Origin of the sequence: Vibrio kyushuensis (genome assembly GCF_050337325.1) — a bacterium.
Classification (GTDB): domain Bacteria; phylum Pseudomonadota; class Gammaproteobacteria; order Enterobacterales; family Vibrionaceae; genus Vibrio; species Vibrio kyushuensis.
This window is the reverse complement of the sequence record NZ_JAKJSV010000007.1, coordinates 1-13,290: the sequence shown is the minus strand read 5'-3', so window position 1 is coordinate 13,290 and position 13,290 is coordinate 1. Positions and strand designations below refer to the sequence as shown.

General features: G+C 42.6%; 10 protein-coding genes and 1 tRNA gene. 6 read left to right on the top strand and 5 right to left on the bottom strand.

Annotated elements, in window-relative coordinates:
* Positions 1-42 precede the first annotated feature (42 nt).
* The 4 genes from L4D20_RS15685 to pepA form a co-directional block, all read right to left on the bottom strand.
* Positions 43-1,224, bottom strand: coding sequence for a dicarboxylate/amino acid:cation symporter (locus tag L4D20_RS15685; protein ID WP_428802552.1), 1,182 nt, complete (start codon positions 1,222-1,224; stop codon positions 43-45).
* 291 nt (positions 1,225-1,515) lie between these two features.
* Positions 1,516-4,389: a valine--tRNA ligase gene (locus L4D20_RS15680; protein ID WP_428802551.1), complete on the bottom strand. Its 2,874-nt coding sequence runs from the start codon at positions 4,387-4,389 to the stop codon at positions 1,516-1,518.
* 108 nt (positions 4,390-4,497) lie between these two features.
* A complete protein-coding gene (locus L4D20_RS15675; protein WP_428802550.1) occupies positions 4,498-4,947 on the bottom strand; it encodes a DNA polymerase III subunit chi in 450 nt (149 codons plus the stop codon).
* Between the two features lie 81 nt (positions 4,948-5,028).
* On the bottom strand, positions 5,029-6,537 hold the full coding sequence (pepA, locus tag L4D20_RS15670) for a leucyl aminopeptidase (RefSeq protein ID WP_428802549.1): 1,509 nt from the start codon (positions 6,535-6,537) through the stop codon (positions 5,029-5,031).
* A 191-nt stretch (positions 6,538-6,728) separates the two neighbouring features.
* On the opposite strand from pepA, the gene lptF reads away from it, so the two are divergent.
* Both lptF and lptG read left to right on the top strand, forming a co-directional pair.
* Complete coding sequence (gene lptF / locus L4D20_RS15665; RefSeq protein WP_428802548.1) at positions 6,729-7,841, top strand: LPS export ABC transporter permease LptF; 1,113 nt, start codon at positions 6,729-6,731, stop codon at positions 7,839-7,841.
* A complete protein-coding gene (gene lptG / locus L4D20_RS15660; protein ID WP_428802547.1) occupies positions 7,834-8,904 on the top strand; it encodes an LPS export ABC transporter permease LptG in 1,071 nt (356 codons plus the stop codon). The genes lptF and lptG overlap by 8 nt, the downstream gene beginning before the upstream one ends.
* A gap of 68 nt (positions 8,905-8,972) precedes the next feature.
* On the opposite strand, the gene L4D20_RS15655 is transcribed toward lptG, so the two are convergent.
* Positions 8,973-9,449, bottom strand: coding sequence for an RDD family protein (locus tag L4D20_RS15655; RefSeq protein ID WP_428802546.1), 477 nt, complete (start codon positions 9,447-9,449; stop codon positions 8,973-8,975).
* A gap of 191 nt (positions 9,450-9,640) precedes the next feature.
* Between L4D20_RS15655 and L4D20_RS15650 the strand changes: the two genes are divergently transcribed.
* From L4D20_RS15650 to L4D20_RS15635, 4 genes are all read left to right on the top strand, one after another.
* A tRNA-Leu gene (locus L4D20_RS15650) sits at positions 9,641-9,725 on the top strand.
* A 419-nt stretch (positions 9,726-10,144) separates the two neighbouring features.
* Positions 10,145-10,840, top strand: a complete 696-nt coding sequence (locus tag L4D20_RS15645) for a VC0807 family protein (RefSeq protein WP_428802545.1) — start codon at positions 10,145-10,147, stop codon at positions 10,838-10,840.
* A gap of 266 nt (positions 10,841-11,106) precedes the next feature.
* Positions 11,107-11,514: a VOC family protein gene (locus L4D20_RS15640; protein ID WP_428802544.1), complete on the top strand. Its 408-nt coding sequence runs from the start codon at positions 11,107-11,109 to the stop codon at positions 11,512-11,514.
* A gap of 108 nt (positions 11,515-11,622) precedes the next feature.
* The gene (locus L4D20_RS15635; RefSeq protein ID WP_428802543.1) at positions 11,623-12,876 is read left to right on the top strand and encodes an HD-GYP domain-containing protein; all 1,254 of its coding nucleotides are present in this window, start codon (positions 11,623-11,625) and stop codon (positions 12,874-12,876) included.
* Positions 12,877-13,290: the final 414 nt, after the last annotated feature.

Here is a 13,290-nt window from a genome sequence, read left to right as displayed (position 1 = left end):
AGAGACTGGCATTTCTATTTAATATTCTTGTAGCAAGGTGGATTAGCTGGTTGTAACTGGCTGCTCAACTTTTGTTGAATCTTCACCATCAGCAGTTTTGTCCACTAACATAGAGATAGCGCCATCACCGGTAATATTACACGCAGTACCAAAGCTGTCTTGTGCCATGTAAAGAGCGATCATTAGCGCAAGCTCTGCTTCACCGAATCCAAGCATAGAAGCCATTAAGCCTAACGCTGCCATTACTGCGCCACCCGGAGCTCCCGGAGCGGCAATCATGGTGATACCTAGCATCATGATGAATGGAATCATGTTAAAGAAAGAAACCATTTCGATGTTGGTACTCAATGCCATTACTGCCGTTGCACAAAGTACAAGAGTGATGGTTGAACCTGAGAGGTGAATAGTCGCACATAGTGGGATGGTAAAGTTAGCGATTGGCTCTTTTACACCGTTCTCTTTGGTCTGCTTTAGCGTTACAGGAATAGTTGCCGCTGAAGACATGGTACCCAGTGCCGTAAAGTAGGCTGGTAGCATCGTCTTTAGTGCTTGGACTGGAGACTTACCGCTCACCATACCTGCAACAATGTACTGAATGCTGATCCAGATCCAGTGTACAACAATCGCGGTCACTAAAACTAAGCCGAACGTCTTTAGCGTAGTGAATACTGTTCCTTCTGCAGCCATGTTAGCGAAAACACCTGCGATGTAGATAGGTAGCATTGGGATGATGATTTTGGCTAACAGTAGGTCGATGATACTGCGTCCATCATCCGCTAACTGCTTTAGCGTTTGGCTACCAGTAACCGAAATACCGATACCAAATAGGAATGCTAGCGCTAGCGCTGTCATTACGCCAAAAATAGCAGGGATTTCTAGGCTAATGAATCCTGATAGTGAACGCTGCGCTTCAACGTCAGGAGCCGAAGCTGGCGATAACCCTGATAGTACGATAGTCGCGGCTAGGAAAGCTAAACAGCCCGCAATAACGGTAGAGCCGTAAGCAAGACCTACTGTTTTTCCAAGAAGGTTACCTGAGTTTTTTGGTAGGCTCGCAATACCACTGGTGATGTAGAACAAAATGATCAGTGGAATGGCAAAGCCAATTAACTGACCACCTACCTGTTGAAAGGTTAGAAATAGGCGAACGAGAATATCTGGTGCGAATGATCCGACTAATATACCGCCGACAATACCGGCGATGAGTTTTACGACAAGGTTCATTATTGAACTCCTAGTTGAATTTATTATTTTGTAGGGCTTCGTTATCAAGTGATGGTTAATCACTAATTTTTTATGTCGTGGAGTATAGGGTTTATCGATTGATTATTTTGTGATTGGAGTTCTTTGCTTACGATTTGTAACGGTTTTGTTTGTTATTGTTGGTAGGATGTTTTGTTTTTATGGTTTTGGTTGGATATTCGTTTCACTATGTTTTAGTGAGAAGTGATAGATAAAAAAATAGCCGGCTTAATAGCCGACTATTTGATGTTTAGATACAGTTATTAATGCTAATTATAAAGCGGCAATCGTTGCCTTTTGCTCTTCAAGCTTAACCAAAGTCTCTTTATAGCTTTCAAGTTTTTCACGCTCTTTAGCGATAACCACTTCAGGCGCTTTAGCAACAAAACCTTCGTTACTTAGTTTACCTTCGATGCGCTTTACTTCACCTTGAGTTTTAGCTACTTCTTTATCTAGACGAGCAAGCTCTGCATCTTTGTCGATAAGGCCTGCCATTGGGATCATCAGCTCAGACTTACCAACCAGTTTAGTCGCACAAGCAGGAGTCACTTCGCCATCGGCAAGAACTTTAATATCGTCTAGCTTTGCTAGAGAGTTCAAAACGATCTTGTTCGCTTCAATACGAGCAGCATCTTGCTCATCAGCGACTTTGATCATTACTTCTAAGCCTTTGCTAGGTGCAATGTCGTATTCTGCACGTAGATTACGGATAGCGGTAATGAAAGTCTTTACCCATTCGATGTCATCAACGATCTCAGCATTGAAGTTCGCTTCATTAAACTGAGGAAGTGCTTGAGTCATGATTGTCTCGCCTTCTACACCGTCAATTAGCGGCTTAACGCTCTGCCAAATTGATTCCGTGATGTAAGGAAGAATAGGGTGAGCAAGACGAAGCGTTTTCTCAAGAACAGTGATCAGCATGTAGCGAGTAGCTTGCTGTTGAGCTTCTGTGCCTTTCCATAGAACAGGTTTGGTTAGCTCTAGGTACCAGTCACAGAATTGGTTCCAGATGAATTCGTACAGCGTGTTTGCCGCCATATCTAGACGGTAGTTGTCTAGGTGAGCGTTAAACTCTTTCGCTGCAACTTCAAACTGAGACTCGATCCACTTATCTGCTAGAGAGAATTCCATGTTTGCACGATCTTCAGCTGATAAAGTCATGCCACAGTCGTGCTCTTCTGTATTCATCAGCACGTAACGGCTTGCGTTCCACAGCTTGTTACAGAAGTTACGGTAACCTTCAAGACGCTTCATATCCCAGTTGATGTCACGGCCAGTAGAGGCCATTGCAGCAAGAGTGAAACGTAGTGCGTCAGTACCGTAGGGTTCGATACCATCTTCAAAGGTTTTACGTGTCGCTTTTTCAATCTTCTTAGCAAGCTTAGGCTGCATCATGTTGCCACAACGCTTCTCTACTAGCTCTTCAAGACCGATACCATCAATCATATCGATTGGGTCAAGTACGTTACCTTTAGACTTCGACATCTTGTCGCCGTTTTCATCACGGATAAGGCCCGTCATGTAAACCGTCTTAAATGGTACTTGTGCTTTGCCATCTTCATCTTTACAGAAGTGCATGGTCATCATGATCATACGAGCAACCCAGAAGAAGATGATATCAAAGCCTGATACCAATACATCTGAAGGGTGGAAGGTTTTCAGCGCTTCAGTATCTTCAGGCCAGCCTTGTGTGCCGAATGTCCAAAGAGCAGAAGAGAACCATGTATCGAGTACATCGTCGTCTTGGCGAAGTACAACAACAGGCGCTAGGTTGTTTTTCTCACGTACTTCTTCTTCTGTACGTCCAACATAGACTTTACCATCGTTGTCATACCAAGCTGGAATACGGTGACCCCACCAAAGCTGACGTGAGATACACCAATCTTGAACATCACGCATCCAAGCAAAGTACATATTCTCGTACTGCTTAGGCACAAATTGGATCTCGCCATCTTCAACTGCTTTAACTGCAGGTGCAGCAAGTGGTGCTGTGCGAACGTACCATTGGTCCGTTAGCATTGGTTCGATAACCACACCACCACGATCACCGTAAGGGACAGTTAGGTCGTGATCTTTGATTTCATCAAGAAGACCAAGTTCTTCAAACTCAGCAACGATTGCGCGACGAGCTGCGAAACGTTCCATGCCTTGGTATTTCTCAGGAAGTTCAGTGCTGTAGAAGTCGCTCTCTTCGCCATTGGTATTGAAGATTTCCGCCGCATCACGGATATCACCGTTAAAGGTCAGAATGTTGATCATTGGTAGGGCGTGACGTTTGCCTACTTCGTAATCGTTAAAGTCGTGGGCAGGTGTAATTTTCACACAACCCGTGCCTTTTTCCATGTCTGCGTGCTCATCACCAACAATAGGGATAAGACGGTTAACAACAGGAAGAAGAATCTCTTTACCGATAAGATCTTTGTAGCGAGGATCTTCAGGGTTGACCGCAACGCCAGTATCACCAAGCATGGTTTCTGGACGAGTAGTAGCAACAACAATGTAGTCTTTACCATCAGCCGTTTTAACGCTATTGGCTAGCGGATAACGGAAGTGCCACATGAAGCCTTTTTTATCTTTGTTTTCTACTTCTAGATCAGAAATCGCAGTGTGCAGTTTTGGATCCCAGTTAACTAGGCGCTTACCACGGTAGATAAGATCTTCTTCGAAAAGACGAACAAACACTTCTTGAGTTGCCGCTGATAGACCGTCATCCATAGTGAATCGTTCACGATCCCAATCGACAGATGCGCCTAAACGACGAAGCTGCTGGGTAATAGTGCCACCAGACTCTGCTTTCCAATCCCAAATCTTATCGATGAACGCTTCACGACCGTAGTCATGCTTCGTTTTGCCTTCTTCAGCGGCAATCTTGCGCTCAACAACCATTTGGGTTGCGATACCAGCGTGGTCAGTACCCACTTGCCAAAGGGTATTTTTGCCCTTCATTCGCTCGGCACGAATCAAGGTATCCATAATGGTATCTTGGAAGGCGTGACCCATGTGCAGGCTACCAGTAACGTTTGGTGGCGGGATCATGATGCTGTACGCTTCTTTTGAAGTGTCGCCGTGTGGCTTAAAGTAGCCTTTTTCTTCCCAAGCTTGGTATAGCGCTTGTTCGATAGATGTTGGGTTGTATGTCTTTTCCATAGTGCTCTTAAATCGGTACTGTGAATTAGTAAATGTGGTCAAACTTTATAAGTGAAGGATCTATGGCTGAAATGATTAGGCTAAGATCGCTTTAACTATAAGGTTTGACTATGGATGCTGTATCTCGATTGTTTGCAGATTAAAACCTGCTTGTCGGTAAATTTTATACCTTTCTCGAGCTAGCTGCTTGGCATTTTCCTCGCAAGGAACGAAGTCTACCACCTCTGAGAACTGCTTCGCAAAGGTTGTATTATTATCCGCCAAATTAATTACGATCTGACGATTCCACGTAGGCTTTACATTTTGGTGGCCAATCTCGATGTTGGTACCATATTTGGGTCCTTCACCAACGAGGTTATGAGCGACAAAGTGCTCTGGTTCTGATTGCCAAAAAAGTTCAGCGATACGTTCCGCGTGAATTTTATCATGGCCATTTAAATATACTTTGGCGCCTTGCTGAGCAAAGTGTTTACTGAGAAATAGCACATAATCATCAAAACCAGCTTGGCTTGCTTGAGGACTCTTAGGGCTGACGATGTAAAATGTAGCGTTGGCCATATTATTCTCAGTGAATGAGGTACATTACTTTTGATGAAATTAAAGATAATAAAAAAGGGCCTCGCGGCCCTTTTTTGAAGATTACTCTTCGCCTTCTTGGCCACTTCGGTTCAGTAGGAATTGGACAAGTAATGGGACTGGGCGACCGGTTGAACCTTTCGCTGCGCCAGATTTCCAAGCCGTTCCTGCAATATCAAGGTGTGCCCAGTGGTACTTCTTAGCAAACTTAGATAAGAAACAACCTGCGGTAATTGTACCTGCAGGACGTCCACCAATATTTGCCATATCAGCAAATGGGCTCTTTAGCTGTTCATGATACTCATCAGCCATTGGCATACGCCATGCGCGATCGCTCGCTTGCTCTGAGGCATTCACTAGTTCGTGAGAGAGTGGATTGTGGTTTGAAAGAACCGCACTGATGTGATGACCTAACGCCATAACACAAGCGCCGGTCAGCGTAGCCACATCAACCACACACTCAGGTTCAAATCGCTCAACATAAGTCAGCGCATCACAAAGAACCAAGCGTCCTTCCGCATCGGTATTGAGTACTTCGACAGTTTGACCGTTCATCGTTGTTAAAATGTCACCAGGGCGGTAGGCATTGCTACCTGGCATATTTTCACAACCAGCAAGTACGGCAGTTACATTGATTGGCAGGTTTAGCTTAGCCAATGCCTTCATGGTACCAAACACAGAAGCTGCACCACACATGTCATACTTCATCTCATCCATGGCTTCGCCTGGCTTAAGAGAAATACCACCTGAATCAAACGTCAAGCCTTTGCCGACAAGTACGATTGGTTTTGCATCTGGATCCGCGTGACCCTTATACTCCATGATGGACATCATTGATTCATTTCTTGAACCACGACCAACGGCTAAGTATGAAGTCATACCCAACTTCGCCATCTCTTCTTCACCAATGATCTTAGTGGTAACGGTTTCATAGTCATCGGCTAAGCGACGAGCTTGAGAGGCTAGGTAAGCAGGGTTTGCGATGTTAGGTGGCATGTTGCCAAGATCTTTCGATGCTTTAACACCTGAAGAGATCGCAAGACCATGAGCAATGGCTTTTTCACCTTGGCTTAGCTCACGACGTGTTGGTACATTAAATACTAACTTACGTAGTGGGCGGCGTGTTTCTGGCTTATTGCTCTTGAATTGATCAAACGTGTATAGGCCGTCTTTGGTCGCTTCAACCGCTTGACGAACTTTCCAGTACGTATCGCGGCCTTTAACGTGCAGTTCAGTTAAAAAGCAAACTGCTTCCATAGAACCTGTTTCGTTAAGTGTGCTGATGGTTTTTTGGATGATTTCTTTATATTGGCGTTCACCAAGTTCACGCTCTTTACCACAACCGACTAACAAAACACGTTCAGATAGAACACCCGGTACTTGATGCAGTAGTAGCATCTGACCTGGTTTTCCTTCAAGATCACCGCGGCGAAGCAATGAGCTGATATAGCCATCACTGATTTTATCCAGCTGTTCTGCTACTGGAGAAAGACGTCTTGGTTCAAACACTCCAACAACGATACATGCGCTGCGTTGTTTCTCTGGACTGCCACTTTTTACATTGAACTCCATGCGTACTCCTACATCCTGAAGACAAATAGAACTAAATGTTAGATAATGCGAGCTTACTTGTTGAATCCATACTTGGAACTACGTTTTAATTAAGCGAACTAACAGTTAGTGAAAATTTTAAAAATAAAAGGTTCAACGGGAAATTATAGTGATTCAACCAAAAAAACAAGTTTTCTATAGGTACTTTCAGCGTGATTATTGTTAGATATTTGATCCGCGAGACACTCAAAAGCCAATTAGCCATCTTTTTCGTGCTTTTTCTAGTGTTTCTCAGCCAAAAGTTTATCCGTGTACTGGCAGAGGCATCTGACGGTGAAATACCTGCACGTATGATTTTATCCATTGTCAGTCTTAATATGCCCACCATGGGTTTGTTGATGCTGCCGCTCAGTTTGTTTATCGGTATTTTGCTCACTTTTGGTCGTTTATATGCAGAAAGTGAAATAACCGTAATGAATGCGACGGGAATTGGTAATAAATTTCTGATTCAAGCTGCGCTGTACTTGGCAATTATTACGGGCTGTCTTGCTGCATTTAACTCATTTTGGTTGGCACCTTGGAGCCAAGAGAAAGAAACACAGTTAATGGAGCAGTTGGAATCGGAAAATACCGTAGACCTTCTGAAAAAAGGGACATTTCAGCGCACGCCTGATGGGTCATCGGTTGTGTTTATCGATGATATCCAAGATAAAAAGCTTGAAAATGTGTTTGTCGCTCAGCTTCGCCCGAGTGGCACGATCTTACCAAGTGTGATGTTTTCGAATTATGGTGATGTAAAAGAGACCAGCGATGGTCGACAAGTTATTACCATGCACGAAGGTATTCGCTATGAAGGTATTCCTACTCGCCTTGATTATCGTAATACAACGTTTGATGAATATGATGGATTAATTGGTCAACGAGACGTGAAGCCGAAAGGGCGTGACTGGGAAGCGAAATCAACATTAGCGTTAATAACAAGTGGCGATAAAAGAGCGCAGGCTGAATTGCAGTGGCGTATCTCTTTAGTGCTTTGTATACCACTATTAACCATGTTGGTGGTTCCGCTCTCTGCGGTAAACCCTCGTCAAGGCCGCTTTGCTAAAATGGGTCCTGCGATATTAATTTATCTAGCGTACTTTTTATCAATTAGTGCGACGAAATCCGCCATTGAAGATGGTTCTATCCCCGTGATGGTAGGTATGTGGCCAATTAACGCTGGATTACTCTTGGCTGCGATAGGGGCGAATATGATGGATAGTATTCCTGTTCGAAAATTCAAAGATCAGATCAGACAAAAAAAGGTGGCGAAAGCAAGTGTTTAAGATTTTAGACTTATACATCGGTAAAACGATTATTGCGACTACCTCACTGGTTTTGACTACCTTTGTTGGTCTGTCTGCCATCATTAAATATGTTGAGCAGTTAAGAAAGGTGGGCGACGGAACCTATGATCTTGTTCAAGCTTTACTGTTTGTAGCATTAAGTATTCCTCGCGATATTGAAATGTTCTTCCCTATGGCAGCGTTGCTTGGGGCGCTCATCGGATTGGGTATGCTCGCCTCAAGCTCTGAGCTTGTTGTTATGCAAGCTTCAGGTTTTTCAAAGCTCAATATCGGTATGTCGGTATTAAAAACGGCTGTACCATTGATGATTATTGTTACTTTATTGGGGCAATGGGGCGCACCACAAGCGCAAAAGATGGCGCGAGATTTACGTGCATTTGCAACCTCTGGTGGTCAACTGCTCTCGGTAAGAACGGGAGTTTGGGCTCGTGATGCTAACGACTTTATCTTTATTGGCAAAGTAGACGATGACGAGTTGCACTCATTGAATATGTGGAGATTTGATGCGGATAAGCAATTAGAAACGGTGGTTTATGCCAAATCTGCTGATTACCTCCAAGACAATGAGTGGCTGATGAGAGATGTTCAGGTGACGGATATGCGTGATGGTATCGAGTTATCTAAAGACACATTACCTGAATATCGTTGGACGACGTCACTTGAACCGGATAAGTTAGCGGTTGTAACCGTAAAACCTGAAGAGTTGTCTTTAACAGGCTTGTTTGACTATGTCGGTTATTTGAAAGCTTCTGAGCTTGATTCTTCTCGATATGAACTAGCACTGTGGCGTAAAGTAACTCAACCCTTCTCTATTGCGGTAATGATGTTGATGGCGTTGTCCTTTATATTTGGCCCATTACGGACGGTGACCATGGGCGCGCGGATACTTTCTGGTGTCGTTGCTGGTTTTACCTTTTATATATCTAGTGAGTTCTTTGGACCGCTAAGTTTGGTTTATGGTATTCCACCTATGTTTGGCGCTGTTGCACCAAGTCTCGTATTCCTCTCCGTTGCTTTGATGTTGCTGCGTAGAAAGCTCTAACAATCAAAACGCAATAAAAAAGGAAGCTAATTAATAGCTTCCTTTTTTTGTTTTTGGGGAGTGGTTATCTAATTTGCTTTTGGTAACACGACAACCTTTGTTTTCGCCCAGATATCTTGGAAACCACGCTTTTGGGGATCGAAAGGAACAGTAAGGTTCGCCAGACCAAATGCAGACGTCGCCAATCGAATTAAAGCCTGTGTCACGCTAATTGCACCACCTTGTTCATTTTGGATTTGAAGCTTCCAAGCTCGCATCCCTAATGTTTGCCCGGCACGAGTCCAAAAGAAGACAAAAAAGTAAACGGCGATAGCGACTAGGTAAAAGGTATAAATAGGGCTCCAGATAGGATGATTACCGAGTAAGTCACTGGCATCAATATAAGGTGTGTAATCCACAGCTCCAAGAGCAACCAAAGCCTCTAAGATTGCAACAATCAATCCTCCCGACATCATTAATATTGCCATCACAATTAGTGAGTCATAGAAAAGAGCACCGAAACGGCGCATTAGTCCTGCTGGTGGTAGGGTATTGGCTGTAGTCATAATTGATTCGTAAGTCTGTAAATACTGCGGCAAGAATATAGTGTTGAGCGAGCAGAGGGAAGAGAGCAAACGCACAGGTTGTTATTTCCTGGTGAAATTATCATCAAACAAAAGCTTTTCAATCTTTTAGGCTTGCGAAGAAAGCGATGTTACGTATAATGCCAACCATCGAAAGGGGAAACCCTAAAGATGCCGGTATGGTGAAATTGGTATACACGACGGATTCAAAATCCGTTGCCTTCGGGCGTGGCGGTTCAAGTCCGCCTACCGGTACCATATTTAAATGATAAAGCCTCAGTTAACGCTGGGGCTTTGTTGTATCTAGCACTTTCATTTTTGGCTTGTTGGCTAAATTAGTACGATATCTAAGGGGCTTATCTCCATTCTTTTTCGTGTAATAACGTACTAGGTGTAATTTGGTGTAATAAAAGAGGAAACTAAAGCTAACCCCCCAGTATTCCAGTCGTTCGACTCTTCATCTGTAATAACTTTAGAACCACCCCGTGTGCTAGCTATCGATATAGCGCGGTCATATTGACTTTAAGTACTAGCTAATGTCACATGTCGTTACACTGAGTGGAATTGTTGAAGCTTTACATCTAGTGCCAGACAATGAACAATCCTTGTATACTGAATAAAGTGCGTGAATAACATATTAAGCTCTAGGAAAAAATAGTGCCTTCAACTGGAAAATTATGACCAATACAGCAAACAAAAAATCTAATCCCTTATTCGAGATTGCCTTTAACGTTTTTCTTCCTTCCTTCATTCTGATGAAATTTAGTGGTGATGAGCATCTTGGTACCGTGATGGCGCTCGTTGTCGCTTTAGCCTTTCCCGTTGCCTATGGTGGAATGGAGCTAATTCGTAATAAGAAGTTCAACTTCATCGCCGCATTGGGTTTCGTTAGTGTGTTGTTGACTGGTGGCATCGGCCTGCTAGAGCTTGATACTCGCTGGTTGGCTGTTAAAGAGGCGCTAATTCCGGGCCTGATCGGTTTAGCTGTATTAATTTCTACCTTTACTCGTTATCCAATCGTAAAGAAAGTCATTCTAAACGATACAATATTGAACCTATCGTTAATCAGAGAGCGTTTATCGCAAAGAGGGAATGAAGCAGCATTTGAACGTTGCTTAGTGGTATCGAATTATTTATTTGCGAGTACCTTTGGTTTTTCATCAGTGATGAATTATTTTCTTGCCACTTGGATTGTGACCAGCCCTGCGGGTACTGTTGCGTTCAATGAAGAGCTAGGTAAGTTGACTCTATATAGTTACCCAGTTATCGCAATTCCAAGTATGCTGATGATGTTTGGTATCTTCTATTATTTGTGGCGTCAAATTCGCTCAATGACTTCATTGGATACGGATCAAATATTTCACGCTAACTAGTACTCTATTAGTTTTCATACAAAACAACAAAGCCTCGACTTCTTCGGGGCTTTGTTGTGTCTATCACTTAGAAACTACAACCTCAACATTGATGCGCTCAGATTAACCCAACACAGCCCTTTTATATGAAGAAGCGTATAGAGTGTTGTTATTTCACTTAAATTCGATGAGTGACCTATCTAACAGATGTCAAAAATAGCGACCAAGAACGTTTCGCTTCTGTTTTCTATCAGCTATCTTTTATTAATGCTTATAAGGAGATAGCTATGTTTCAACTTACCCCGTATCTGTTTTTTGCCGGTCGTTGTGAAGAGGCGTTGGAGTTCTATAGCCACTGTTTTGGTGGTGTGGCTACGTCAAAACAGTATTTTCGAGATGCACCTATGCAGATCCCAGGAGCTCAGCCAGATTGGATAATGCATGCCGAATTTGAGGCGTGTGGAATGAAGTTCATGATGTCAGATGGCGTAGTAGCAAGGGAAATGTCAGGGAATAATATTGCGTTATCGTTAGTATTAGATGATGTAGACCAACAGGCTCGTATATTTGATAAGTTAATGGAAGGCGGTCATGTGATGATGCCTATTTCAGATATCTATTCAGGTGCAAAATTTGGAAAAATCGAAGATATGTATGGTGTACGTTGGTTACTTTACTGTGAACTAGAGGCGTAACTATATTAATACCAAGGTTGCCCTCGCTTCTCTAATCATCTAATGGGTGTGTTTTCGGTTAAATTTCGTTAATATTTGAGTAGGTATCGATAATTAGTATGTATATTTGTGGCCAGTATTAAAATTTCGGTTGATAGACTTCAACCAGGGTTACATGTTCGACTGCCAGTGAAATGGAACGATCATCCCTTCTTATTTAATAGCTTTATGATTAAAAGCGAAGATCAGATCCGAATGATTAAACATTTGGGTATTCAACACGTCTTCATTAATACCTCCCAAAGCGAGACTCAGCCTTTACCGGCTAATCAGCCTGCAAAAGAGCCAACTGAAGAAGATGCACAGGTTGATATAGAAGCCAAAAAACTCTGGGAAGAAAAACAGAATAGGATAGAAGAGCTTGGGGCTTACCGTCGTAAAGTGATCAAGTGTGAAAAGGAATTTGAACGCTCACTTGCTCAAATGAGAGCGGTGATGAACAAAATTCGTAATAGGCCTGAAAAAGCGGTAGATGAAGCTTTGGCTTTAGTCGACGGTATTGTAGATAAGCTTCTTAATAATGAAGGTGTCACATTACATTTAATGAACAGTAAAAGTGAAGTTGAAGACATTTACTTCCACTCACTTAATGTTTCGGTCATCGCAATGATGATCGCTAAAGCAAAAGGCATGGATGCACAGCAGATTAAAGATATCGCTTTTGCTTCTCTTTTTCATGATATGGGAAAAATAAAGGTACCGGCTGCGATCATTCGAAAACAAACGCCTCTATCTACACCAGAAATCAACTACCTTAAGCTACATACTAAGTATGGGCTTGATTTAGCGATGAACATGGAGACCTTTCCTGAACCAGCAAAAATCGTAATTGAACAGCATCATGAACTCAATGATGGGTCAGGTTATCCTAATAAGCTAAAAGAGAAAGATATCGATGAGTTAACTCAAGTCGTCTCTGTTGCTAATGCGTATGACAATCTTTGCCATCCAATGAACCCTGCTGAGCAAAAAATTCCGTATATTGCGCTTTCCCACTTATATAAGAAGTGTAAGCACCTTTATAGTAACGATAACTTAAATGTACTGATTAAGTTTATGGGGGTGTATCCACCTGGAACCGTTGTTCAGCTGTCTAATGAAATGGTTGGGTTAGTCATTTCGGTAAACTCTAAGCACATCCTGTTTCCTAATGTTCTTATCTACGATCCATCAGTTCCAAGAACTCAAGCACCTATCATTGATCTAGCTGAGAAAGAGATAAAGATAGTGAATGCCATTTTACCTAATAAGTTACCTGATAAAGTTAAAGAGTATTTAAATCCTCGCTCAAGAGTGTCTTACTTTTTCGATAGCGATGATTAGATTTAATTCCAATAAGCTAATTTGATGTTAAAAACTCACGTTATCCACAGGGTTTTGTGAATAATCTGTGTGCGTGGGTGGAATAACTCGTGAGTAAATTAATGCCTGAATGATAAGTAATCGTTCAGGCTTTTTTATTGAAAAAAATGCTATTTACCTCTTGCCATCAACGTCGAACTATCTATAATGCGCATCCACTGACACGGCAGACGCCACAAGGCTTCAGCGGTAATCAGTTAGACGGAAAGTCAGAAAGAAATAAGTTTTAAAAAGTGTTTGACACTGTGACTTAAATCGCTAGAATGACCGTCCGCTTAGAGAGCTTCTTCTTAGAAAGAATGACTCAACAAGCAATGCTCTTTAACAATTTAAACCTATCAATCTGTGTGGGCACTCGTTGATGAAAATCCAAAA

Bases quoted from the DNA above. Each gene is read 5' to 3' on its own strand.
- L4D20_RS15685 (WP_428802552.1), bottom strand. From the start codon at position 1,224: ATGAACCTTGTCGTAAAACTCATCGCCGGTATTGTCGGCGGTATATTA.
- L4D20_RS15680 (WP_428802551.1), bottom strand. From the start codon at position 4,389: ATGGAAAAGACATACAACCCAACATCTATCGAACAAGCGCTATACCAA.
- L4D20_RS15675 (WP_428802550.1), bottom strand. From the start codon at position 4,947: ATGGCCAACGCTACATTTTACATCGTCAGCCCTAAGAGTCCTCAAGCA.
- pepA (WP_428802549.1), bottom strand. From the start codon at position 6,537: ATGGAGTTCAATGTAAAAAGTGGCAGTCCAGAGAAACAACGCAGCGCA.
- L4D20_RS15655 (WP_428802546.1), bottom strand. From the start codon at position 9,449: ATGACTACAGCCAATACCCTACCACCAGCAGGACTAATGCGCCGTTTC.
- L4D20_RS15645 (WP_428802545.1), top strand. From the start codon at position 10,145: ATGACCAATACAGCAAACAAAAAATCTAATCCCTTATTCGAGATTGCC.
- L4D20_RS15640 (WP_428802544.1), top strand. From the start codon at position 11,107: ATGTTTCAACTTACCCCGTATCTGTTTTTTGCCGGTCGTTGTGAAGAG.